Source organism: Clostridium sp. CM036 (assembly GCF_055081135.1).
In genome coordinates, this window is sequence record NZ_CM143652.1 from 1,994,471 (window position 1) to 2,020,219 (window position 25,749).

16 protein-coding genes, 1 pseudogene and 1 riboswitch are annotated in these 25,749 nt (G+C 30.2%); of the genes and pseudogenes, 7 read left to right on the forward strand and 10 right to left on the reverse strand.

The window, feature by feature from the left end; translation table 11 throughout:
• Nucleotides 1-40 precede the first annotated feature (40 nt).
• The gene (locus tag ACWJKE_RS09365; protein ID WP_220286452.1) at nucleotides 41-3,070 is read right to left on the reverse strand and encodes a DEAD/DEAH box helicase; all 3,030 of its coding nucleotides are present in this window, start codon (nucleotides 3,068-3,070) and stop codon (nucleotides 41-43) included.
• 237 nt (nucleotides 3,071-3,307) lie between these two features.
• Between ACWJKE_RS09365 and ACWJKE_RS09370 the strand changes: the two are divergent.
• A pseudogene (locus tag ACWJKE_RS09370) lies at nucleotides 3,308-3,409 on the forward strand (chemotaxis protein CheV); the annotation flags it as partial.
• A gap of 166 nt (nucleotides 3,410-3,575) precedes the next feature.
• On the opposite strand, the gene ACWJKE_RS09375 reads toward ACWJKE_RS09370, so the two are convergent.
• Entirely contained in the window at nucleotides 3,576-4,727 is a 1,152-nt protein-coding gene (locus ACWJKE_RS09375; RefSeq protein ID WP_220319914.1) for a Rossmann-fold NAD(P)-binding domain-containing protein, read from the reverse strand.
• 350 nt (nucleotides 4,728-5,077) lie between these two features.
• On the opposite strand from ACWJKE_RS09375, the gene ACWJKE_RS09380 reads away from it, so the two are divergent.
• Nucleotides 5,078-5,848: a polysaccharide deacetylase family protein gene (locus ACWJKE_RS09380; RefSeq protein ID WP_216302710.1), complete on the forward strand. Its 771-nt coding sequence runs from the start codon at nucleotides 5,078-5,080 to the stop codon at nucleotides 5,846-5,848.
• 46 nt (nucleotides 5,849-5,894) lie between these two features.
• Here the strand turns inward: ACWJKE_RS09380 and iadA are convergent, their stop codons facing one another.
• The 5 genes from iadA to ACWJKE_RS09405 form a co-directional block, all read right to left on the reverse strand.
• Nucleotides 5,895-7,070: a beta-aspartyl-peptidase gene (gene iadA, locus ACWJKE_RS09385; RefSeq protein WP_216302709.1), complete on the reverse strand. Its 1,176-nt coding sequence runs from the start codon at nucleotides 7,068-7,070 to the stop codon at nucleotides 5,895-5,897.
• Nucleotides 7,071-7,097: 27 nt separating this feature from the next.
• Nucleotides 7,098-8,768, reverse strand: coding sequence for a putative basic amino acid antiporter YfcC (yfcC, locus tag ACWJKE_RS09390; protein WP_253198145.1), 1,671 nt, complete (start codon nucleotides 8,766-8,768; stop codon nucleotides 7,098-7,100).
• A 214-nt stretch (nucleotides 8,769-8,982) separates the two neighbouring features.
• Nucleotides 8,983-11,010 (reverse strand): sigma 54-interacting transcriptional regulator, encoded by a 2,028-nt coding sequence (locus tag ACWJKE_RS09395; protein ID WP_216302708.1) that lies wholly within the window; start codon nucleotides 11,008-11,010, stop codon nucleotides 8,983-8,985.
• Nucleotides 11,011-11,184: 174 nt separating this feature from the next.
• Entirely contained in the window at nucleotides 11,185-11,919 is a 735-nt protein-coding gene (locus ACWJKE_RS09400) for a polysaccharide deacetylase family protein (protein ID WP_268064013.1), read from the reverse strand.
• Between the two features lie 202 nt (nucleotides 11,920-12,121).
• Complete coding sequence (locus ACWJKE_RS09405) at nucleotides 12,122-13,480, reverse strand: MATE family efflux transporter (RefSeq protein WP_216302707.1); 1,359 nt, start codon at nucleotides 13,478-13,480, stop codon at nucleotides 12,122-12,124.
• A gap of 187 nt (nucleotides 13,481-13,667) precedes the next feature.
• Here ACWJKE_RS09405 and ACWJKE_RS09410 point away from each other — a divergent pair, with 187 nt between their 5' ends.
• Nucleotides 13,668-14,888 carry an amidase domain-containing protein gene (locus tag ACWJKE_RS09410; protein ID WP_462958753.1) on the forward strand — a complete coding sequence of 407 codons (1,221 nt, stop codon included), beginning with the start codon at nucleotides 13,668-13,670 and terminating at the stop codon, nucleotides 14,886-14,888.
• A gap of 282 nt (nucleotides 14,889-15,170) precedes the next feature.
• Here ACWJKE_RS09410 and ACWJKE_RS09415 read toward each other — a convergent pair whose 3' ends face one another.
• Together ACWJKE_RS09415 and ACWJKE_RS09420 are read right to left on the reverse strand one after the other, a co-directional pair.
• Complete coding sequence (locus ACWJKE_RS09415; protein ID WP_216302705.1) at nucleotides 15,171-16,487, reverse strand: ABC transporter ATP-binding protein; 1,317 nt, start codon at nucleotides 16,485-16,487, stop codon at nucleotides 15,171-15,173.
• Nucleotides 16,488-16,510: 23 nt separating this feature from the next.
• Complete coding sequence (locus ACWJKE_RS09420; protein WP_216302704.1) at nucleotides 16,511-18,229, reverse strand: ABC transporter permease; 1,719 nt, start codon at nucleotides 18,227-18,229, stop codon at nucleotides 16,511-16,513.
• Between the two features lie 427 nt (nucleotides 18,230-18,656).
• Nucleotides 18,657-18,846: riboswitch (M-box (ykoK) riboswitch) on the reverse strand.
• Nucleotides 18,847-19,356: 510 nt separating this feature from the next.
• Between ACWJKE_RS09420 and ACWJKE_RS09425 the strand changes: the two genes are divergently transcribed.
• The gene (locus ACWJKE_RS09425; protein WP_216302703.1) at nucleotides 19,357-21,861 is read left to right on the forward strand and encodes a cation-translocating P-type ATPase; all 2,505 of its coding nucleotides are present in this window, start codon (nucleotides 19,357-19,359) and stop codon (nucleotides 21,859-21,861) included.
• 110 nt (nucleotides 21,862-21,971) lie between these two features.
• Here ACWJKE_RS09425 and ACWJKE_RS09430 read toward each other — a convergent pair whose 3' ends face one another.
• Nucleotides 21,972-22,136: a zinc-ribbon domain-containing protein gene (locus ACWJKE_RS09430; protein ID WP_165413014.1), complete on the reverse strand. Its 165-nt coding sequence runs from the start codon at nucleotides 22,134-22,136 to the stop codon at nucleotides 21,972-21,974.
• A 340-nt stretch (nucleotides 22,137-22,476) separates the two neighbouring features.
• On the opposite strand from ACWJKE_RS09430, the gene ACWJKE_RS09435 reads away from it, so the two are divergent.
• From ACWJKE_RS09435 to ACWJKE_RS09445, 3 genes are read left to right on the forward strand one after another with little or no spacing between them, the layout of a single operon-like run.
• Nucleotides 22,477-22,854, forward strand: a complete 378-nt coding sequence (locus ACWJKE_RS09435) for a GntR family transcriptional regulator (protein ID WP_216302702.1) — start codon at nucleotides 22,477-22,479, stop codon at nucleotides 22,852-22,854.
• 2 nt (nucleotides 22,855-22,856) lie between these two features.
• Nucleotides 22,857-23,756, forward strand: a complete 900-nt coding sequence (locus tag ACWJKE_RS09440; RefSeq protein WP_216302701.1) for an ABC transporter ATP-binding protein — start codon at nucleotides 22,857-22,859, stop codon at nucleotides 23,754-23,756.
• Nucleotides 23,731-25,677, forward strand: a complete 1,947-nt coding sequence (locus ACWJKE_RS09445; protein WP_216302700.1) for a DUF6449 domain-containing protein — start codon at nucleotides 23,731-23,733, stop codon at nucleotides 25,675-25,677. The genes ACWJKE_RS09440 and ACWJKE_RS09445 overlap by 26 nt, the downstream gene beginning before the upstream one ends.
• The last annotated feature ends 72 nt before the right edge of the window (nucleotides 25,678-25,749 follow it).

The window sequence follows — 25,749 nt, forward strand, 5'->3', positions numbered from 1 at the left end:
TTAGGTAACAATTATTAATTATCACCTTCGATGTTATCTATCAATTGTAATCTTTGTTGTCCTGCTCTAATGTAAAGAGTTCGTGAAGCTCCTCATTGCTCATCTCTGATATCCAGTTTTCATTTGTTGAAACTACACTTTCAGCAAGTGCCTGCTTCTTTTCTAGCATAACATCAATTTTTTCCTCTAAGGTTCCCATACATATGAATTTATGAACATGGACATTCTTAAGTTGCCCTATTCTAAATGCCCTATCCGTTGCTTGATTTTCTACAGCAGGATTCCACCATCTATCAAAATGAAATACCTGATTGGCTTTTGTTAGGTTTAACCCAAGTCCACCAGCCTTTAAAGATAATATAAATACCATAGGCTCATTACCATCTTCTTGAAAAACATTAATTAGCTCTTCTCTTTTCTTTCTGCTGGTTCCTCCATGTAAAAATAGTGTTCTTACCCCTAGTTTTTTCTCAATTTCTGATTTTAAAATATGTCCCATTTCCGCAAACTGCGTAAATACAAGCGACCTATCCCCTTCTTCTATAACAACTTCCAGCATTTCTAGAAGCCTTTCAAGTTTTCCAGAGCGTCCTTCAATGTCGCCATCGTCCTTTAAAAATTGCACAGGGTGATTACAAATTTGCTTGAACTTTGTTAATGAAGAAATAATAAGTCCCCTACGCTGAATACCTTCTGATTCATCAATTTTATTTATGCAATCATTTACCACAGCTTGATATAAAGTAGCCTGTTCCTTTGTTAAAGCTGTATATTCCTTAGTCTCTATTTTTTCTGGCAAATCTTTGATAATATTTGTGTCAGTTTTAAGTCTTCGTAGCACAAATGGAGCAATTATTTTTTTTAGTTTATTACTTTTTTTAGAATCTCCATCCCGCTCTATAGGAACTGCAAATTCACTCCTAAATGTTGACCAATTATATAGATATCCTTTATTTAAAAAGTCCATAATAGACCACAAATCTGAAAGTCTATTTTCAACCGGCGTTCCTGTTAATGCAACTTTATATTCCGCTTTAAGTTTTTTTATATATTGAGTTTGTTTGGACGCGCTATTCTTAATATTTTGAGCTTCATCCAATATAATCCCTGCCCATTCTTCTTTTTGGAATAACTCCTTATCCCTTACCATTAGCGCATAAGTTGTAATAACAACCTCATTTTTATGTATTTCCTCGCTAAAAGTTTCATAACTCCACCTACTATTTCCGTGATGAATTGCTGATTTAAGATTAGGTGCAAACTTTTCAATTTCTTTTTCCCAATTTCCCACAACAGACGTAGGACATATTATTAAAGTAGGTTTATCCGTTAACCCCTTTTCTCTCTCATAAAGCATAAGACATATACTTTGTACAGTTTTTCCAAGCCCCATATCATCAGCAAGGCATGCCCCTATACCATGATTTCGCAAAAAAGTTAACCAGTAAAACCCTCTTTTCTGGTATTCACGAAGGGTACCTCTAAATCCTAATGGAATATCAACTTCTTCTATATTATTCAAATTAAACAATTTCTCAAAAAAATGCCCCACAGCTTCTTGATTATCTATATTATCAACAGTAACTCCTGGAATTATCTCCTCATCACTTAAGTTGAGTCTTAATAATTCTCCGACAGGAATCTTCCCATTTAACCCTTTATTCATTTTCATCTTGGAAAGTGTTTTAATTTGATGTATATCAACCTGTACCCACTGACCCCTTAATTGAATAAATGGTATTTTCAAATTTGAAATTTTTTCAAATTCCTTCTCACTTATCTCTTCTCCATTTAATGCCAATTTCCAGTCATATTCAAGAATAGTATCCATATTGAATGTACTCTTTACTGCTAAATTAGTATTTGTAATGTGCTTTTTATCCTTTAGCTTAACAGAGATCCTTGAAGGTTTTTTCCACCAGGCTGGTGCAATAATACCAAATCCTTTTTCTTTCAAGAAATAAGCTGATTCTCTTAAAAATGAATAGGCTTCCTCCATAGATAGCTTGCACTCTATGGGTACTGCATCATAAAGACTCCTTTCAATAGGAATAAATACTTTTGAGGCAACTGCTAAATCCTCTAGAAGCCTTTCTTGGGGATTATTAAATTTTTTATTTAAATAGGTTATTGTATCCACAGATTCTTCAAAAATCATTTTTGCTGGTAGCACAAGGCTAAGATCATCCTTTGCTTGAAGCAAATATTCAATTGTCCACTCCTCTTCTCTTGTAGGTGGAATAACTTTGAAACATGTACGGAATTTAAAATTATTATTTTTAATTTTTATAGGTTCTATCCATTTCTTATACTCATTTAGCATTTTAACCTGATCACTTGTGTCTATCGGTATCTCAGGCAATTCTGAAAAAAGAGAATGCATCCAAGTACTACTTAAATTATTAAAATCATACTCTAAGTAATCATTATCTTTGTTTATTTCGTTACAACTACTTCTTACCATACTGTCAATCATAGAATCCATAAAATTACTTACCAGTTTATTACTATTTGTGTATATGAATTGCTGATCATCTAAATGAAAATATGCCTTACACTCTGTAGGCATATTACTACATAAAACCTTCTTTTTATCAATATACTCAGGATCGCTTGTGTGCCATCTCCACTGAGAATTCACTTTTTTCTTTGCTCTATCGATGGTTAAAGAGGGTAAATACTTATGCTTTATAATTAGCTCAGCAGTAAACTTTGCCACTGTAATCCAAAACTTTATTTCCCCTGATAACTCTATCTGCTTCGTACAGTCTCTTTCTATATTCAAAATCAAATTAAATGAATCTAAATTACTAAAAGTAATACCCCTAATTTCTCTTTTTAGAAGTTCCTTTTTTATTGCATCATATTTATATTTCCCATGTTTTATATCTATTGCTGAATTATTTGTTTTGCTACGCAATTCTACAACTGAAGCCATTTTTTCATATAGTGGAAGTGCATTTTTAGGCTTTCTACCTCGTCTTGTGCACTTAGTTTCTCCACTCTCGCCCCACAATATAAATGTATGCATACCTTCTGTAGTTTCTATCCATCCGCCATTTAATATCAATTTTACTTCACCCTCTAAATAATGCTGTTAACATTTTACTATACACTATATAGTTTACCATATTTTACTGGAAAATTTCACTTTTATATTCTATTTTACTATTTTTAAATTTAACTTGTTACTTAAAGCTTTATTTTAACATTTAAAAGTAAAGTTATGGACATTTTGCTTGAAATATAAATATAAATATTTATTTTAAAATGCTATGTTTATACCTATTTGAAAGTGATGAAAAATATGAATAATAATATACTATTAGAATCTGGAACTGGTGAACTTGAAATACTAGAATTCATCATAAATAATAAACACTATGCAATTAATTCACTAGTTATAGAAATATTATTTTAGACAATAAATAATATTATTACTGGTTTTAAAAAAAATAGTTACTAATATTAGCCCTTATTATACTATAATTATAACCGATATTAAAATAACTCAGATGGATATTTATCCTATATACTTGTAAAAGCTGTGAAAGTCAAGTTCACAGCTTTTACGATTATATTACTACATCTACTATTTCATCTCCATAATCATTCAAACTTTCTTCAAAACATTCAATAGTTCCTCTGTATATTGATCTATTAAAATAGTCATTATTATATAAATCAAAATTATCAACAGAATATCCTATAAGATTTTGTACAATATATACAAGTTGTTTACCATATAAATCCATACAACCCTTTGGGTTAACTCCCGGCCAAGCATTACAGCTTACTACTGTTCTTCGATTAAGTGATTTCAAACACTTTGGTATAGTACTATACTCGTCATCAGCAGGGTAAATAACAATTTTATCTAGTGTTCCATGTGGTACACCTTCTATTGCCTTTACTTGAATAGGAAAAACATCTGATAAATAAGGATCTGATGTTAAATCTAAAATTATAGAATGCTCCTTTAAATATCCTAATAATTCATTACTGACAATATACTCTGTTGCATCATCCCTAGTAGTTGCATCTACTAAAATATCCGTATTTTTTAGAATTTCAATCATATGCTTTTTATCATCAGTTATATTTCTAGGTAGCATCTTAACAAGTACACCTTTAGTTTTTTCCTTAAGTATATCTTCATTTGCTTTGTTATTCCCATATTTACCTGCCAGTCTTGCTGCGGTTAAACCAACCCGTCCCATTCCCATTATACTCACAATTATAGGTTTTCTTTCTTCAATGCAAGTATTTTTATAGTTTTTTGCCAGTTCAGTAAACGCTGCATTAATTCCATTTCCTGAAGTTCCCTCATAATCTACAACAATTCTTTCTGAAAAATCATTTCTAATAGAATCCATAGAAACAGCAAATATGCCTTTTTCTTTAAGCTTTTCTACTCTGGTAGCTCTAGTTGGATAATGGAGCATACTTAATAAAATACTTCCTTCTTTCATATAATCAATTTGCTCAAACTCTGGAGATCTTAAAACTACAACTATATCTTTTTCATAAGATTCTTTATTAGATACAAATTGTATTGTGCTATTCTTATTTAAATAATCTTCCTTTGTATAACCTAAAGCCGAACCATATCCTTCTTCAAGAAATATTTTCACTTTTTCCTTTTGAAGTATATCAAAAAATGTTGGCAAAAAATCTCTTTTCTCATTTATTTCTTTATGCATTCTTGGAAAACCTATAGTTTTCAATATTATCATCCTCCTTGTCTTTCTCTTCTTTTGTTTAATTCATTTTTTTGAAAAATTGCAGAACCAAAATAGTTGTTATTTTAAAATAAAATAACACCTTTATCCTTCTTAGTTTTATTTTTTTGTTTTTGAAAAATAGATGTACTAATAATTGAATTATATTTTGAAAGGCTTTAAAATTTCAAAGTATTAATTTTAAAATTGTATTATGAAGCAGTGTGAGACTGAGTGTTACTAACTTTTTGACAAGTAACAATCTGCATTGTATAATTAAGTTGTTACTTACTGTAATTTGATTATACAATGCAAATTGCAAGTTTGCAATGTTTATTAGGAGGTTGTGTTAATTTATGAAGTATTTTTTAGATAAGTATATTAAATATCCAAATTTCGATTTTGTTTTAACTATAGATTGTGAAGGATACAATTTCGATAAAAATTTAAAAAACAATGTAATGAATTTAGAGAGGCTTTTAAAATTAAATTCCGAGAACAATATATATACACTTTTATTCATAACTCCGTTTTTTGCCGAAATGATGAATGAGCTAAATCTAATAGAAAAGATAAAAAATAATTATAAAGTTATATTTGGCCTTCATATTCATCCAAATAATTTGCCAGAACATATAGAAAAGCTTTGTCCATTTATAAAAAGCGATGAAGATTTAATATCCTACTACCCTTATGATCAGCAAAAGATTATAATAAAGCATTGTTACGAATATATTTCAAAAATAGGAATTGAGCCTATTGAGGCTTTTCGTGGAGGATATTTTTCAATAGATGATAATACATCAAAAATATTATCAGAGTTAACTAATATAAAATATGAATCTCACAATATTTATAGACCTCAGTATAAAGTAACAAAAAATATATTAACTTCTTTACCTGTCTACGCACAAAATGAGAATGAAGAGTTAAGACTCGAATACTTTAACATTGAAAAACTTTCAGAAATATTAAAAAAAGGAATCAAGGAAAATAAAACACTGTTTGGAGTAACTCATAGTTACTTATTAGATCCAAATGATTTTCATTATAAACGTGATAACATAGAACCAAATATTCATGAAAGAATGAAGATTTTAATAGATATTATAAATAAACAAAAATAAACAAGCTATTAGTTGTAAAATATATATTTTACAACTAATAGCTTGTTTATTTTTCAAACATTCCCTTAACCAAAACCTTATTTTCATGAATCATTGTTATACCCTTTGCTACTACAGTATTGATATTTAAATCATCTTCATTAACTACAACAATATCTGCATCAAAGCCAACCTTTAAGTATCCTTTTGTTTTCAGTTTTAAGTGTTCTGCAGGATTTGATGTTATTACACTAATTGCATTTTCTATACTAACATTTTCATTAATTATAGCATCTCTTACCTCTTTATATAGCGAATCACATCCCCCAATCTTAAGACCAATACATTCGCCTTTATCATCGAAGTCTGGAAGGCTTCCTTGTCCATCTGAAGTAAATGTTATATTCTTAATATTAACACATCCCTCAAGCATAATTCTAAGACCAGTGCTGCATTTCAGTTCTCCTTCTTCTAGAAATTTTTTTGTAGTACTTGTCGTTAAATCAACATACCCACCATTTTTTGCATATTCTAAACCTTTTTTAAATAAGGATGGATTCCTATTTATATGTGTTGGAATAATTTGAGTTAGCGGTATATCCGTTTCTTCAGCTAACCTATCCAGATAGTTAAGTTCATCCTTACCATCACCCATATGAACATTTATGATTCCTGCTTTTCCAGATAACATCCCAGCTACTCTTGCATCTCCTACTAATTGTGAGAACTGTTCAAATGTTGGATTGCTTGATCGATGGTCTGACAGGGCTACTTCTCCAACACCTATAATTTTATCAATTAAAATAATATCTTCTTGCACATTTCCAGTTATAGATTTAATCGGTATCTTATACGATCCTGTATATATGAATGTTGATACTCCTTCTTCTTCAAGGGCTCTTGCCTTTGCAAGTAAAGACTTCACATCTCTTGATATACCATCAGTCCCTAAACACCCAATTACTGTAGTTACCCCTGCAGTTGTTAAATCAGATAAATTTATTTCTGGAGTTCGGGTTTTAAATCCACCCTCTCCTCCTCCTCCTAAAATATGGACATGCGAATCAATAAATCCTGGGAATAATAATTTTCCATATGCTTCTATGACTTTAATTTCTAACCCACTATTTTCTATATTAATACTATCCTCTATAAGCTCTATTTTATCACCACATATTAAAACATCTTTCTTTCCCATATACTGTGGCGAGTATACTTTTCCTCCCTTAATTAACGTTAACATGCTAATTCTCCTTTCATTATAAGTATTTTAGTAACCTATTGCTACAGCTGTAAACATTACAATTGAAGATGTAACAAATAATACACCTTGAAATTTCATTTGGAATTTTGCCCATTTACCCCAGTCTAATTTTGCAACACCTAATACAGCCATTAGACATCCTGAAGTTGGAACAATTAGGTTTGAAAATCCATCACCTAATTGGAACGCCAATACTGCAACTTGTTTGCTTACACCTACCATATCTGCAAGTGGTGCCATGAGTGGCATTGTTATAGCCGCTTGACCTGATCCAGAAACAACAAAGAAGTTAAATATCGCTTGGAATATATACATAAACCATGCATTTAATCCTGAAGAAAGCCCACTAAGTGTAATAGACATACCATTAAGCATAGTATTTAGAACAGAGTTAGTTACAGGAGACGAATCTCCAAGTACTAAAATAATACCCTGTGCCATACCTACTACTAATGCAGCTCCAACTAAGTCTTTTGCTCCTTCTTTGAATGAAATTGAAATATCGTTTACACTCATATTGTTAAGCTTAAATATTACAGCAATAATACCTGAAACAAGTCCCATGGTAAAAAATACTGTTGCAATTTCCGGAATATAGTACCCGTATTTAGTAACCCCATATACAACCCATACCATTCCGAGTACTATGGTAACAAGCACTAACTTATGTCCAAATGTAAAATCAATATCCTTAAGCTCCTTTTTTTTGAAATCCGTTCTATAAAAGCCGTCTGATTCATATGCAACTGATAATAATGGATTCTTTCTTATCTTTTTAGCATAAAACCAAATATATGCGATGCCTAATGTAGTGAAGAATACCCATAAAACTATCCTAAATCCTGCACCAGATAAAATAGGTATACCTGCGATACCTTGTGCAATGGCCACATTAAATGGATTCATCCATGATGTAGCAAACCCTATTTGAGTTGCACCATAAGTAATCATAATACCAACTATTGCATCATATCCCATGGCTATTACTAATGGAATAATAATCATAGCAAATGGAATTGCTTCCTCCGACATACCAAATACAGCACCTCCCAATGAAAACAATAAGAAGATTAATGGTATAAGTATAACCTCTTTCCCTTTGGTTTTACTTATCATTGAAAGAATACCTTCCTCAACAGCGCCAGTTTTTAATATAATTCCAAATGAACCACCGACTACTAAAATAAATGCTATAACACCTACTGCACTTCCCCACTTGTCTCCTTTTACAAGACCCTCAAATATATAATTAAGGAAGCCCATCTCTCCACCACTTGCAAATAGTTTAACTCCTTTTTTTTCTCCCGTCGAAAAAAATTTACCAAATTCCTGTACTATCTTAAAAGATACCTTATCATCTTTTTTTACTTCTAAAGCCTTAGCCTTGCCCTTATTTATTTCACCTACTGGTTCGTCTTTGCCTTCTTCAATTAATAAAGTTTTTTCACCTGAAGAGTCAATAATATAATTTTGGTTATGTACCTGAAAAGAAGCTTTTTGCCCATCTGCAACTTCAACAATTTTTTTGCCATTAGCATCATAAGCTTTATAATTAATCTCAAATCTACCTACAGGCATGATATAAGTTAATAGTGCCGCTAATAAGACAACAAAGAATACGATTACATAAGTGTCCGGCATTTTAAAATCACAGTTTTTCTTTTTATTTTGCACCATTATGATTCCCCCTTTAATTCATATGTTTTATATAGTAGCAATTTATATGCCAATTTATATTTTTGTTAAATTGAGTTAATTGCATATATAAGTTAGTCATAGTCTCAATTATTTTTATAAACTAAAAATGAATGGTGACCACATAGCATCCAATTATGCTTAATGGTCACCATTCATTATAATGTATCTTTAAATTATCATATTAAATTTTATTTTATTTTTGTAATACTACTTTTTCACCTAACTCTGTAAGGCATGTACCTTTTTTCCCTTTACCTTTTACAATTAAGCCCTTTCTTTCTAACCTTTCTAATCTAGTTCTAACCATTGATTCGCTCATATTAAAGTTATTTTTTTTACTTTCTTCTGAAATAATCTTTCTTCCTACAATTATTCTTTCATTACTCAATTTATGTACCTGCATTAGTATATACTTAAGTTCCTTATCTAAATAATCAATAGTTAAACATGAACTTTCATTAATTTTAGTATCATAATTTTGAAAGAAACTTATATCTGGCAGTTCATTTAATGTTATAGTATCACTATCTCTTATAGCAAGCATATAGTTTATTGTATTTTTAAGTTCGCGTACATTCCCATACCAATCATATTTTTTTAGTATTTCAATTACATCACTATCAATTTTAATCTCTTGTCTACTTTCCATATTTAGGAAACACTTCATTAGCGGCTCTATATCCTCTTTACGATCACGTAGGGGGGGGATTTTAAGGTATCCTATTTTTAATCTGTAATATAAATCCTTTCTAAATTGGCCTTCTTCTATCATTTTAAACAAATTTCTATTGGTAGCTACTATTATATTAACGTCTACAGGTATTATGCCATTACCCCCTATCCTCATAACTTCTTTCTCTTGAAGCACTCTAAGTAATCTTATTTGAACTTTTAATGAAATATCTCCTATCTCATCCAAAAAAATAGTCCCCCCATTTGCTTGCTCAAATAAACCGGGTTTTCCACCCTTTTTTGCACCTGTAAATGCTCCATCTTCATACCCAAATAATTCACTTTCAATAAGCTCATCAGGTAATGAACTACAATTTACGGCGAGAAACGGTTCTTTTCTCCGTCTTGAGCTTTTATGTAGAGCACTAGCAAAAAGTTCTTTTCCCGTACCATTCTCTCCTTCAATTAATATAGTTAAATCTGTTTTTGCTAATTTTCTTGCTATGTTTTTTGTTTTTTGCATATTTGAATTATCACTTATAATATCATCAAAGGAATATTTAGCAACCAATCCTTTTGTTATAAGGTTTTTTTCCTTGTTATCATTTGTTGTATCGTAGTACTTCTTAAATACTGCTACTGTATAATCATTATCATCAATTTGAAATTTATTAACCGATAAATCTATCCCCTCTAAATTAAACCCTTTTTCACCAAATTCTGTATTATCCATAAGGTATTCTAAAAGTTTTTTATTATACACCACATTTTTGAGTCTTTTACCTACTAATTTATTATTATTTATTTTTAAACTGCATTTTAGGTCTTCATTTAATACATTTATTATTCCATTTTTATCATATACAATTAACCCTTGATGAAGTCCATCAATAACATAATTAAGATGTGAATTCATCTTGATTATTTTATTATTATATTTACCTAATTTTTCTGCAATGTTAATTATTTTGAAAAGATAATTTTGAGAAAATACAAATGATTTTTTTTCTAATAGATCTAGCTTAACTAAAATTTTTATTATAGTAGTAGGATCCATTATTCTTGGTCCTATATCATATTTTTTTTCTATAAAACCAGGAATTTTATCTGTCTCCCCTGGAGTTATAGCGATTTTTATTCTTTCATTAATTTCTAAGATTCCTGGATAATATGGTGCGCATTTAATGTGGTCAATACCCAATTCCTTAAATATTTCTATCGTTTCATATGTACTTTCTTTTAAATCATTCACTAAGAGCACTTCGGTATTTTCCGGTATTAAGAATATTTCATCAATATGGTCATAATTTATAGTTCTCTTTGCAATAATGATATCACATTTAGTATTTAACAAACCCTTTTCAATTAACTCCCGCTTAACAATTTCGCCTGAAAGAATTACCAAATCATTTTCTATAATGTCATGAATTTTGTTATTTTCTATAGCATAGCTTTTTACATATTTGATATCTATGTATTCTTCAAGTTGCTTTAACAAAGCTATTTTTGTAGATTCAGAGCCTGCGACTAAACTTATACCTCTAATCATATGTATTCCCCCAATATGTATTAAATAATATATATCATATTATACACTACTTTATAAACAATCTAGTATTCCATAATATAAAGCTTAAATATCAATTTGAAAAAATCGAAATTTAAGCTTATATTACAGCTATTTCGTTGTTTGATAATATTATTTAATTAATCTATTTACATATTACTTTTTAATAGGAAAATAATTTTCAGGAGTTTCATCATTAATAACTTTAAATTCGTATCCATTATCTTTATAGAATTTTATAACCCTAGGTAGTGCCTTACATGTGTTTTTATGCATATAATCACAATGCATAAGCAATATTATAGGATGCTTCGTAACGGTATTTTTTGTAGCTTCTGTATACATCTTATCAGCGGGAGCTTTAGCATTAATTCCATCAGACATAGTAGCATTCCAATCATATACTTTAAAATTATAGCTATGAAGTTGTTCTAAAAAAGCCTTAGTTAAATGCTTACTACTACCAGACGGAAATCTTATTATTGTTGGATTAGTTCCTATAAGTTCATTAATTTCTTTCTGTGTTTGTAACATTTCAGATATAAACCCTTTTCTACTGGGGTATATATTCTTATATTCATGCGTATAAGAATGCAGACCTATATTATGCCCTTCATTATATATTCTCTTTACTACAGCTTCTTGACCTTTAATTTGATTTCCTATAAGAAAAAAAGTAGCCTTTACATTATTCTCTTTAAGTATATCCAAAACTTTATCTGTCATAATACTAGGTCCATCATCAAAGGTTAAATATATAACTTTTTCATCTTTTTTATTTGCTATAGAATATCCTAATGCTCTTTGGCTACCTAATAAACAAGAATTAACAGATAAATAAAATATCCCAAGGAATAAAACTATAAATCTAATTAAACATTTCTTTTTCACATTATTTCCTCCTTAAATTTAATTAACATACATTGTTCATTAAATTTATTTTACCCTAAGTAATCTATATAATAAGTGGGATTTACTGTATTACCTAAAAAAATTGTGTTATCTTAACTTATTGTATACATAACATATAATAAATTAGGTATACTAATTACTATAATTAAATTCCATATGTATAGCAATCATAATATATGTTTTATATTATCCTTGTAGACCTTTTCGGTAATTTACTAAATTTGTATTCAAAGAGGCAAAACATGAGCAATGCATCAATTCCCCATTGCACCGCAGTAATCCACCATACCGCTGTAATTGGGTATTTTAAAATATAAATAATATAAAACGTTAATGGTAATCTAATAATCCAACTTGTAAAACAACAAATAAAAAATGGGCTTTTAACGTCTCCTAATCCCTTTAATGCACCAGCAAAGACTACCGATATACCTATAAATGGTTGCTCTACTGCTCCGATGGCAAGACATTTCCCTGCTAAATAAGCAACCCTCTTTTCATTTTCATTCACAAAAAACTTTACCAGAATGTTGGACATAAATAAGAAAATTATTGCAAATATGCTCATCATAAATACAGCATAAAAAACACAATTATACGCAGTTGTTTTTGCTTTTTTATAATCTTTTTTCCCTATATTAAGTCCTACTAAAGTAATAACTGCGATTCCAAATCCAGTACTGGGCATAACTGAAATTCCTTCTATCATATTAGCTATTTCATCCGCTGCATAGGAAACGCTTCCAGAATGAATTATAATGGCAACACATATCAATTTGCTAATGCTAAAAACTGTTTCTTCTAATGAACAAGGAATGGCGAGTGCTAATATTTTTTTGACATCACTAAAAGTAATACTGAAAATAAAAAAGGGTTTAAACCTAATTTTAGACTTAAAAACAGTATAGTAAAAGGAAAAAATAAAACCACCTAAATAAGCAATTATAGAAGCTATAGCCAACCCTTCTATCCCCCTTGCTTTAAATCCAATACCAAAAATTAATAAGTAATTAAAAATCATTTTAAAGGAAATTACAATTAAGGAGCATATGAATGGTATAAAAGTGTTTCCGTATCCTATTAAAATAGAATTTAAAAGCCTCATGTTCATACAAAAAAACATAGCTATAGAGTTAACTTTTATAAATGAATATCCTATTTCTAAAATTCTATTTCTAGCTCCAAGTATATAAAGAAGCTCTTTTCCAAAATTAAAAATAAAAATTGTAATAATTAAACAAAATATAACACCTAAAATTAATCCTATTGCTGCGAATTTTTCAGCGGTTTTATACTGCCTTGCACCTACCAGTCTAGAAACTAGTGAAACAATACTTATACAAAAACCTCCTGAAACAAATATTCCTATAAATGCATTTGTTAAATTATTACTTAATCCCACAGCACTTACTGCTACATTCCCGCCATATTTGCCAATCATCATCAAATCAAAAATGGACATTAATGTATATACTGTTATCTCCGCAACTACAGGTAAAGAAATATTAAGGACTTCATTTGTTGTATCCCTATATGCCATACATAATCTACCTCACAAAAATTAATTGCCATTATAAAGTATATTAGCTAACTCTATTTTGATGAATAATTCTTCAACATTTAACAATAATTTATTTTTAAATTTTGCAAGAAATCTTAATAATGTGGAATACTAAATTAGTACTTATTTTATTATTGCTTTAAATAGATTGGAGGTGTATCAATTCATGAGAAAAAGCATTAACCGAATTCGTATTTCTATTATCATTTTTCCTTTTATTTTATTGTTGTGTTTATTTTGCTATAAACCAGATACTTTTTATATCAATAAAGATACTGCTATTCCTACAATAGCTTTAGTAGATTCTGATAAAACTGAAGTTACAAAAGCACTCGAAGATATTTATAAAGAACGTTGCTCCATGTTTATTACTAAAGATCTTACTAATCTCCCTAATTATTTTGATACCTCTCAAAAACTTGGGAAATGGAGTTTAGAACATGAAGTAAAAAGATTAAGTTATTTTAATGATTGGTCAAGTCAAAGAGATATGAATTTTATAAAAGTTGAATCTACCCCCAAAGTTAGAAAAATAACTAGTACCAAAAGAGGCATTCGCTTATTAGTGGATGAATATTACAAATTTCAGTATTCTTATAAAAATGATATAGCACCCACTACAAATGTTTTTGGAGTAGGATTAACACACTCTATTGAATTAATCAAAAAAGAAGGGAAATGGGTAGTTTATTCCGATTGGTATTTAGATTGCTTTGAAGATGCATTAAAATCTTATTTAGGTGAAATAAAAGACGTTAAACTTAATGCTAATAAACAGCCTATTTATAAACTGGAAAATTGCCCTAAAATATCATCTGAATTAAAAGTTATTACCAAAGGTCATTATGACAAAATAAATGCTGTTAAATACGCAGATAAATATTGTGGAATACCATGGGCAAGTGGAAATTCAACAAAATATAATAAAAGGTACACAAACTATACCGGTATTGGTGGAAATTGTACAAATTACGTATCTCAATCAATAGGAGATAAAGAGGGTGGTGGCCTAAAATTTGATGGCACTTGGAACTGTACTTACAAAAAATATGACGGAGCCGACGGAAGCTCGGCATGGGTTAATGCTGATGCCTTTAAAAATTATTTGCTTTATAGTGGCAGAGGAAAACTACTAGGAAAAGGGACATTTAAGGAATTAATTTCTCCCATTCCTGGTTATCCATGTGGTGCAGTACAAAAATTAGATTTAGGCGATCTTATATGTTATGCCAAGGGTAGCGATATAGATCATTTTGCTATGGTTACCGGTTTTGATTCTCATGGTTATCCTCTTGTTAATACTCACACTATTGATAGATATCATGTACCTTGGGATTTAGGTTGGGGCGATAAAAATATTAATTTCTACTTAATACATGTCAAATAGTTTTAAACTCATATTCATTATTTTTATAAAAATCACACCCCATTTAACGGACATAACTAAAAAAAAGTTGTAGGATCCAATTGATGGGGTGTTTTTATATGTTATAGTAATTTATACAATTGATTGAAATATCCTTGTTTTTTCCCCTTTCGTTAGATTAAAAATAGATTGAAAAGTCTTAAATTTATGATAGTTTATAACAAAAAACACCTACATAACAGATAAATCTGAAATCTAGATGTTTAATATAATATTTATTTTTTTCCTGGTGTTAATTTAATACTAATTGATATAACCGTTATTATCCTCATTTTCTAAAAATAATTCTTCAGAGTCATGATCGTAATTAAATACCTCTGCATACCTACCCCAATCAATTATTGAGCCCATTGTATTTTCTACTTCATAAGTTGAAAAATGCTGCATAAATAGTTCCTTAAAAAATTCTTCTTTCATAGTCTTATTTCTCTTACTATTTAACACATTTTCAATAACCCTAAAAGTTGAAATATTTTTAATCTGATTTTTAAATATAGTTTTACTATCTTCTATATCAGCTTCAACAAATTCTTTTCCAAGCGTCGTAATAATTATATCACCCTCTTTTATCTCAGCGAAATTAAGCATACATGTACCCTCAATATTTGGAAGTAAATCATCACTCTCCATCATTAAATCACGTCCAAGCTGATAGATATCCATTTTGCCATCATTATCGTCAATAAGCTCAAGAAGACCTGACATAACTCCTATAGGAGCTTTCGGTATTAGAACAGGTTTTTCTTTATTTTCATTAATAGCTTCAGTTACTTCTTTGTCTTCAATCTTTTCTTCCAATTTCCCACTGGTCAAAACCTTATAGATGTTATCTACAATACTTTCAAATTCGGGAGACTTCCTATTTCTAGGGTGAGGAAGGTCTACCTTTAATTCTGCAATTACCCTTGCAGGATTTTTGCTTAATATTATTATTTTATTAGCCATAAGTACTGCTTCTTCAATATTGTGAGTAATCATTATCACACTTTTCATTGGCATTCTTTTATCAGTCCATAAATCTATAAGCTCAGTTCTTAAATTTTCAGCGGTTAAAAAATCTAGTGCAGAAAAAGGTTCGTCCAAACATAGAAGTTTAGGTTCAACGGCGAGCGCCCTAGCAAATCCAACCCTTTGCCTCATACCACCTGATAATTCTTTAGGATATGCCTCTTCAAATCCATCTAGTCCTATAAGATTTATTAAATCTTCTGCTTTCTCTCTTGTATATTCTTTAGGAAACCCTTTAGCTTTAAGCCCAAGTTCTACATTTTCAAGTACAGTTAGCCATGGATATAAAGCAAATGTTTGAAATACTATAGATGCGTAGGGGTTAACGCCGTTAACTCTTTTTCCATCAAATAAAACTTCACCTTTATCAGGCTGAATTAGACCTGTTACTATTCTTAATATAGTCGATTTACCAGATCCAGATGGTCCGAGTATCCCAACAAAATCGCCTTCATTAATATCTATATTTATATTTTCAATTGTAGGCTTATCTGAACCTCCATAATATTTAGTTATTCCGCTTACTTTAATAAACTCTTTTACCTTTGCCATTACTAACACCTCTTTCTATCTTACTATAGTTCAATTTTATACTTCACTTCTGCTAAATTATACAATGGTTTCCAAATCAACTTATTGAATGTAACTACCACTATACACATAACGATTGTGCTAAGAATAAGCATTGGAAAATCCCCACTATTACTTGCATCTGATATTAATGCGCCAATTCCTATAGTGCTAAATGTCTCTTTCCCAAAATTTACATATTCAGATACTATAGTGGCATTCCAGCATCCACCTGTAGCTGTAATCATTCCAGTTATGAGATAGGGAAATATTGCTGGTAGTATTAGTATCTTCCACTTTTTAAAGCCTTTAAGTCCAAAAGTCTTACTAGCTGCTACCAAATCCTCTGGTATTGCCATTGCTCCTGCAATTACATTAAACAATATATACCATTGCGTTCCCATTAACATCAGAAAGACTGATGCTATACTTAATCCTCCAACAGCATTCATAAATAATCCCAATACTACAGGAAATAGTGCAGTAGCTGGAACCGATGCTATAACTTGGATAATCGGTTGAAATATATTTGCTAGCTTTTTATTCATTCCTATAGCAACTCCAACTGGTACTGTCCATAAAAGTGCTATAACTTGTGCAGCAAGTACTCTTAATAGTGATGCTCCTACTGCTGGAATAAACTTGCTTAATTCATTAAGAGAAACCGTAGATACAAGTTTTAACGCGTTAAATAACGAATAACAAAGTAAAATAATTATTATAATTCGTACTATTATGCTTATAAACTTCCCTAAAATACTAACCCTCGAATATTTGCTACTACTAAATCTGCCTATTAAATTATCAATAATATTATTAGCAAAAAATTTAATTTTACTAAATACCTTTTCTGATAGAAATTCAATAATCACTGAACGTCTTATCATTGTAAGAATGAAGGAGTGGGATTTTTCATCATTCCCAGTAAGCTCTACTTTGAATTTATCAGCCCATACAATTACAGGCTTCCAAACCAATTCGTTTAGCAGTACAATCACTAGTACTAATGTAATTATTCCCCACAAGAGTGCTTTTTCATCTCCCTCATTAGCTGCTGTTTGAAGATAAGATCCTAAACCCTCAAGTCTAAAATTTCTATCCTTTATGGTAAACATTTCACACGCCATTAGAAAGAACCAACCACCAGCCCAAGACATCATGCTATTCCAAACAAGACCTATAGCTGAAAATGGAAGTTCCATGGTTTTAAATTGTTGCCATTTACTTAATTGAAAAACTTCAGTTGCTTCTTTTAAATCTCTTGGAATATTCTTAATTGAATGATAAAAGCTGAAGGTCATATTCCATGCCTGCCCAGTAAAAATCAAAATAATTGAAGCAATTTCAATTCCTATGTTATTATTAGGGAATACTGCAACTAATCCCAAAACAACAGCTGGCAAGAATGAAAGTACAGGAATTGATTGCAAAATATCAAGTATAGGTACCAGAACCTTCTCTGCCTTTTCATTATGGGCAGCCATATATCCGTATATAAATGTAAATATTAATGATAAAATATATGCTGCCGTCATTCTTCCAACTGACTTAAGAGCATAAATTGGAAGCTTTGATAAACTCGTTGAAATCACTACACTTTGACCAGTTGAAGTATGGTTAATACTTGGTGACACCAAAATATACAATAATGCTATTATTGATGCAAATATTATAATGTCAAATAGTCCAAATTTTCTTTTAATAAAACTTACTGTATGTTTCATTTTAAAACCTCCTATGATTTGTATTATGAATTAAAATTAACACATCTCATAGTAATCTAAATAAACTTAATTAGTTAAATCATCGTCTTCGATGCTGCAACCTTATATTTCTACCATAACTAATACATATTTAATAAAACATATCTATCAAATAGCGATTGGCTATGGTAATGATATAAAATTCATTAAATTTGTTTATTAAATTACTATCCGCAGGGCCATCATCCATGTCAATCACCTCCTTAAATCATCTTCTGCGAAGCTGCAATATCAATGACTTCAGAAGGATATTTAGACTCCCACTGAAGTTTTTTCTTTGTTATAGTATGCAACTTCCACTTATAGACGTGGGAGACTTTCCTTCTAAAATATCATAAAATAAAAAATCTCTCCACAACAAGTGAAGAGATTCAATACGAATCAAATAATACCTTCTCCACTCGTTGAGTTTTAGCACTGTAAAGCGTAGAACATAATCATTCATATTATCTATGAATGTTGTCAGCTACATTAAGTAAAACCTTAATCCGGTAGTACCTGCTGACCCATTGGCGTCTCTCGACATTTCTGGGCAGTAGCATATTTCTATACAGTAACCTCACCTAACAAGAATATAAAATTGTTATTCTCAATTAGTTTTAGTCTATATTTTTATAATATGCGTAAAACTAAAGTATGTCAATGATATTTTCAATAGTTTTTAATTGTTGTTATCAATTAGAAACCATTATTAATATCCCACACAGATACTTTATATCTTTAATTTAATAAAATAAACCATAGTATTATTTTATCCAGTTTTTTTAATATCATTCACTACAGTTTCGTCTTATTAATCAAAATTTTCACCTTACTACTACTGTAGATATATTATGAAGCTCTGTAGTTATAGCATATCAAAAAAACAGCATCATAAAAATAGGTATCGTTTCTCCTATCCACTTGTTTATTAACAATTAACATATATTAATGCATATTATTCACAATTAATTCTCATTAATATCTGCATATAATTCTCAATTGATAATATATATTTATATTATTTTTTTTGAGACCTTTAACATTTCTACATTCATAACATATAGTAGTTAGTATATGTATTATTAATTGATAATGAGGTGTAATAAGTGAAAGATAATTCATTAAAAGGTTTGAGTAAGATCGAGGTAAAAACTCTTAGAGAAAAATATGGTTTTAATGAGCTTGTGAAAGTTAAAAAGTCTAATCCCATAATAAAATTTTTAAGTGTATTCAAAGAGCCTATGTTTTTATTATTAGCAGGAGCATCAACTTTATATTTTATTTTAGGTGAACCAAGAGAAGGTAGTATAATGCTTATTTTTGTTATTTTTGTTGCTACTATAACCTTCGTTCAGGAATGGAAAACCGAAAAAACTATGGATGCTTTAAAAGATTTGACGGCACCCCATGTTATAGCCCTTAGGGATGAAAAAAAACAAGTAATTAAAAGCTGCGAACTTGTACCTTCTGATATAATTTTTTTATCAGAAGGAGATCGTATTCCAGCAGATTGTGAAGTAATACAGGAATCAAACTTTTCAGTGGATGAATCTTCTCTAACTGGAGAAAGCGAACCTGTATATAAGCTACCCACCGGAGCTATAGATTCCTCTAAGGAATACTGGAAACAGGATTATTTATATGCAGGTACTTTGTCTAATTTCGGGAAATGCACTGCTAGAGTAAGGACAATAGGCTTTGAAACGGAATATGGAAAAATAGGAAAAGCTATAAATGAAACAAATCAGGAACCCTCTCCTCTTCAAAAGAAAGTATCTAATTTAGTAAAAACATTAGCTATTGCTGGCTTTATTTTATGCATTATAGTAATAAGTTTTTCCTATATGCATACTGGTGAATTTGTTGAGAGTATACTCGCAGGTATAACCTTGGCTATGGCCATTATTCCAGAAGAGTTCCCCGTAGTACTTACAATCTTCTTATCCCTAGGCGCATTTAGGTTAGCTAAAAAGAACACCTTAATTCGCAGTATACCCGCTGTGGAAACTTTAGGTTCCACCACCGTTCTTTGCGTAGATAAAACAGGAACAATCACACAAAATATTATGAGGGTAAAAACTATATATAACAATGAATTTATAGACCCAGATAAACTTCTGGATAAAGATTTAGCTAAGCTTTTAGTTTTAGCTTGCGAAAAAGATCCCTACGATCCTATGGAAAAAGCGATAGTTGCAGCTGGCACTGATAAAATAGACATAAATGAGCTTTACAATATTGAGTTAGCTAAAAAATATGCTTTTGATCCTAAAACCAAAAGAATGGCGAACATTTACAAAGAAAATGATACCTATTATATAGCAGCTAAAGGTTCCCCAGAAACTATATTGCCACTATGTAATCTAAGTCCAAATGAAGAAACCAAAATTTTAAATATTATTGATGATATGGCTATCAACGGGTTAAGAGTTATTGTACTGGCTGATTTAGTAACTTGTACCCTTAAAGATAATTTAGAGCAGTATAGATTATGTTTTAAGGGATTAATCGGACTTCAAGATCCACCGAAAGAAGGCGTACAGGATGCTATAAATATATGCAAAAAAGCTGGAGTAAGGGTAATGATGATAACTGGAGATTATTCTAAAACAGCTATAGCCATAGGACATGAGATAGGTCTTAATTTTAATAACTCTGCTATTACTGGAGATGAAATTGATGCTATGACCGACTATGAACTTTGCGAGGCAGTGAAGCATTGTGATATTTTCTCAAGAGTAATTCCAGAACATAAAATGAAGATAGTTAAGGCACTTAAAAAGAACGGTGAAATTGTTGCAATGACTGGTGATGGCGTAAACGATGCCCCAGCTCTAAAAAATGCTAATATAGGTATTGCAATGGGCAAAAGAGGAACAGAGGTTGCGAAAGAAGCTGCCGATATGATTCTAATGGATGATAATTTTACAACTATAGTTCACTCCATAGAAGATGGAAGAAGGGTTTTTGATAACATTCGTAAAGCTATGGTATATATAATGATAATTCACATTCCTATTATGGCCTTAGCGTTATTTTCACCTGTTTTTAACTTACCACAAATATTACTACCTGTTCATATTGTTCTTTTAGAGTTAATTTTGGATCCAACCTGTTCTATAGTTTTTGAAGGTGAACCAGCAGAAGATTATATAATGGATCAGCCCCCACGCTTGCCAGATGAACCTCTACTAACGAGAGCATTAACAAAAAAAGTTTTATTACAGGGTACAACAATGTTTTTAGCAGCATTTTTACCTTTCCACTATATGGTTGACTCAGGTCTAAGTGCAGACTATGCAAGAACTTTTTCTTTAATGAGCCTGATAGTCGGAAATGTAATTTTAGTCTTAGTTAATAGATCCAACACTAAGTATCTATTTAGTATTTTTAAGGGAAAAGGTAGCAAAGCTAGACTTTACATTAATAGTTTAGCCTTAATGATGTTATTTTCAATAGTGTATATTCCAGCTGCTCATCCTATTTTTAAAACTGTAGCGCTGAATTTTAAAACCGCTATACTAGCCTGCATCCTTGGTGCTGCTTCTACTGGTTGGTGGGAAATTGTTAAGTTTTATAATAATCCAAAGAACAATAAAATTAAAAAATAAAAAAAAATGCCCTTTCCTAATTAGGATAACTACTGATAGTATCCCAATTGCCTACAAAAAAAAACAAACCCTATAGGTTTAATCCTATAGGGTTTATAGTAAGTTCTTTACTAGTTTCTGAATCCTCTGTCATTTTGTTGTTTTCTTGCTCTTCTGCAATCAACACATCTTTGAGGTTCATTGTCGAATCCTTTTTCTTTGTAGAATTCTTGTTCGCCTTCAGTGAATACGAAATCTTTACCACAGTCTTTACATACTAAAGTTTTATCTGCCATTTTAAACATTCCTCCTTTTTCAAATATTAAGATCTAACAATCGATTAACAATTATATTCTAAAAAGAGGATATGTTGTTATCTAGTTTAGTCTCAGTAATAACTGGCGTTAACCAGTTAATATAAATGTATTTTACCATACATATAAGTGAATAACAATACATTTTTGATTGTTCGCGATGAATTTTGTACTTATCCTATACGATTATAAATAATTTAATTTTATATTTACACCTTTACAATGTAATATTTATCCTCTATACTATATCTGTATTGCGTTCAATAATACAGTTGACACACTAGGATTATACATTTAAAATAAAAAAGAAAGGAGGAATAAGATGTTTGAATTAGATTTAAGAAGTCGTCTGCCCCTTTACGAACAACTAGTAGAAAAGCTTAAGCAGCTTATAATTAGTGAAATATTGAAGCCTAATCAGCAACTACCTTCAGTGCGCACTATTTCAATGGAGCTTACTATGAACCCCAATACTATTCAAAAAGCGTATAAGGAACTAGAAATACAAGGATATATTCACTCCATAAAAGGAAAAGGCAGTTTCGTTACTCCCTCCGCAAAAGTAGCAGATTCTGAAAACCTAAAGAAAATAGAAAATGAATTAACAAAAATACTGTCTGAGGCGATGTATATGGGGATGACAAAAGAATATATTTTAAAAATAATTTCACAAATACAAACTAATAAGAAGGAGGAATAAATATGATTTCAGTAAAAAATGTTTCTAAATCCTTTGCTGATTTAGAAGCATTACAAAATGTAAACCTTAATGTTAATAAAGGCTCTATTTACGGCCTTGTAGGTTCAAACGGTGCCGGAAAAACAACTCTTTTAAAGCTTTTAGCAGGTATCTATAAACAGGACACGGGAATAGTTCAAATAGCTGGTGAAAATGTGTTTGAGAATGTATTAACCAAATCAGAAATTGTATTTATACCAGATTCCCTTTATTTCTTTTCCCAATATACAATAGATAATATGGCTAACTATTATAAAAATATTTATCCTAAATGGAACAATGAAAGATTTGAAAATCTAATAAAAGTATTTGATATGGATGTAAATAAAAAAATAAATAGTTTATCTAAAGGTATGCAAAGACAGGTTGCCTTTTGGCTTGCACTATCAACTATGCCTAAGGTTATGATTTTAGATGAACCACTTGACGGCTTAGATCCAGTTATGAGGCAAAAGGTCAAAAACTTAATAATCCAAGATGTGGCGGACAAAGAAATGACTATTATTATTTCTTCCCACAATTTAAGGGAATTAGAAGATATCTGTGACCATATAGGAATTCTTCATAAAGGAACTCTCATAGTAGAAAAAGATTTAGATGCGTTAAAATCTGATGTGCATAAAATACAAATTGCCTTTAAGGATAAAGTACCAAAAGAACTTCTTAGCGGTGCTAATATACTCCACAAGGAAGAAAGAGGAATAGTGCTTCTTCTAATTGTTAGAGGAAATAAGTCTGATGTTATTAATTACTTTAATAAATTTAATCCTGTGATTATGGATGTTCTTACTCTTACATTAGAAGAAATATTTATATATGAAATGGGGGCCGTTAACTATGAAATTGAAAACATCATGCTTTAATAAAGGGGTACTCGTAAATGATATAAAACGCTTTGGCTGGATAGGCATATGTTACACAATATTTTTATTATTTGAAGTACCTTTTAAAATATTGATGATGAACGCTAGTAACACCGCTCATCCAGAGTATTCTTCATCAATGAAAGATATTTTTAATAATAACATACTATTGATGTCCACTGCAGTTATACCGGTTTTAACTGCTATACTATTATTTAGATACATACAAAACAAAAAATCTGTAGATATGATTCACGCTCTTCCTATAAAAAGGGTGAAGTTATATGATAACCATATATTTATAGGAATACTGCTTCTTGTATTACCAGTAATTATCACTGCACTTTCTTCATTATTACTTAAAGAATCTTTAAATTTAAACACTGCTAACATTCACTTTACGGTTAATAATGTTATGTTCTGGGCTGGACTAACAATTTTATTTAATATTGTTATTTTTCTTTCAAGTGTTTTAGTTGGTATGTTCACAGGACTTTCAACTGCACAGGGAATACTTACGTATATATTTTTATTTTTACCGCTTGGATTAACTGCCTTAATTAGTTATAATCTTGACTTCTTTATTTATGGCATTGCCAGTAACTACTATATAAATAATAGCATAGAATTTTTTTCTCCAATTACAAGATTTTTAACTAATACACCAATGACTTCAATGGAAATATTTATATATATAATTTTATGTATTATTCTTTACCTTGTAGCTAGATTCGCATACCATAAAAGAAATTTAGAAGCTGCATCTAATGTTGTTGCTTTTAAACATCTACAGCCTGTATTTAAATATGGCATAACCTTCTGCTGTATGCTAGTAGGTGGAACGTATTTTAAAAGCGGAGGCTATGATATACGCTTTATTATACTCGGATATGTTATAGGCTCTGTAATTGGATATATTATTGCAGAAATTATAATAACTAAATCCCTAAGAATTTTTAGAAATATAAAGGGGTATTTCATGTACGCAGGTATTATCGCCCTACTAGCACTTGTTATTAATTCTGATATTATTGGATATGAAAAACGAATTCCTACTATAGAAAATATCGACAGCATTGTTATAGATAATGGGTTCTATTATACAACTAGTTTAAAGGAGGACAACCCAATATCTGCTTATCATGAAATACAAACTCTTAATAACATTGTGAAATTGCATAGTAAGCTTATAACTGATAAAAAAACTTTAAAGTACGCTTCAAATACAAATAAGCAATTTGATATTCTATATAACTTGAAAAATGGAAAGCAAATAAAAAGACAATATAATATTCCACAAGATGAGTATGGAAAATATCTAAAACCTATATATGAATCAAAGGAATATAAAGAATTTCATAATAGTATTTTAAACACCGATTATAAATCCATTGATAAAATTTCAATTAACTCAAGATATAAAAATAATGGGATAACAATAGCAAACCAAACAAAAATTAAAGAAGCAACAGATATTTTGAAAAAAGAGGCTTTAAATGAAACTTATGAAAGCATCATAGATTCAAGAGATTCATGGGCGAGTATTGATATATTATTATCAAATGATGAAAGAATAAATTTATCTTGGAAAAAATCCTATAAAGAATTTGAAAATTGGTTAAAACAAAATGGATACTATTCTAAGGCTAGAATTTTGCCTGAAGATATAGACTATGCTATTATAGAAAAAAGAAACCCTAGCAACCCCCATGGAGGAATTAATCTTTCGGATGAAACCGTCAATGTAAAAAGACTTAAAATCACTGATAAAACTAAGCTTGAAACCTGTCTAACAAACTACTCACAAAATGTTGAAGGACAGTATGCTTTAGGTCTACATATGAAAAACGGTGATGATATTACTTATTTAAATATTGAAACCGCATATGTACCTGATTTCGTTCGCGAATATTTCAAATAAAACAAGAAAATATGGGGACGGTTAATAACTAATTGCATGCAATTAGTTATTAACCGTCCTTTTTTTATATTT

Excerpts from the sequence above, each read along its gene's own strand:
- ACWJKE_RS09380 (WP_216302710.1), top strand. The coding sequence starts at position 5,078 with ATGAAGTATTTTTTAGATAAGTATATTAAATATCCAAATTTCGATTTT.
- iadA (WP_216302709.1), bottom strand. The coding sequence starts at position 7,070 with ATGTTAACGTTAATTAAGGGAGGAAAAGTATACTCGCCACAGTATATG.
- yfcC (WP_253198145.1), bottom strand. The coding sequence starts at position 8,768 with ATGGTGCAAAATAAAAAGAAAAACTGTGATTTTAAAATGCCGGACACT.
- ACWJKE_RS09395 (WP_216302708.1), bottom strand. The coding sequence starts at position 11,010 with ATGATTAGAGGTATAAGTTTAGTCGCAGGCTCTGAATCTACAAAAATA.
- ACWJKE_RS09405 (WP_216302707.1), bottom strand. The coding sequence starts at position 13,480 with ATGGCATATAGGGATACAACAAATGAAGTCCTTAATATTTCTTTACCT.
- ACWJKE_RS09410 (WP_462958753.1), top strand. The coding sequence starts at position 13,668 with ATGAGAAAAAGCATTAACCGAATTCGTATTTCTATTATCATTTTTCCT.
- ACWJKE_RS09415 (WP_216302705.1), bottom strand. The coding sequence starts at position 16,487 with ATGGCAAAGGTAAAAGAGTTTATTAAAGTAAGCGGAATAACTAAATAT.
- ACWJKE_RS09420 (WP_216302704.1), bottom strand. The coding sequence starts at position 18,229 with ATGAAACATACAGTAAGTTTTATTAAAAGAAAATTTGGACTATTTGAC.
- ACWJKE_RS09430 (WP_165413014.1), bottom strand. The coding sequence starts at position 22,136 with ATGGCAGATAAAACTTTAGTATGTAAAGACTGTGGTAAAGATTTCGTA.
- ACWJKE_RS09435 (WP_216302702.1), top strand. The coding sequence starts at position 22,477 with ATGTTTGAATTAGATTTAAGAAGTCGTCTGCCCCTTTACGAACAACTA.
- ACWJKE_RS09440 (WP_216302701.1), top strand. The coding sequence starts at position 22,857 with ATGATTTCAGTAAAAAATGTTTCTAAATCCTTTGCTGATTTAGAAGCA.
- ACWJKE_RS09445 (WP_216302700.1), top strand. The coding sequence starts at position 23,731 with ATGAAATTGAAAACATCATGCTTTAATAAAGGGGTACTCGTAAATGAT.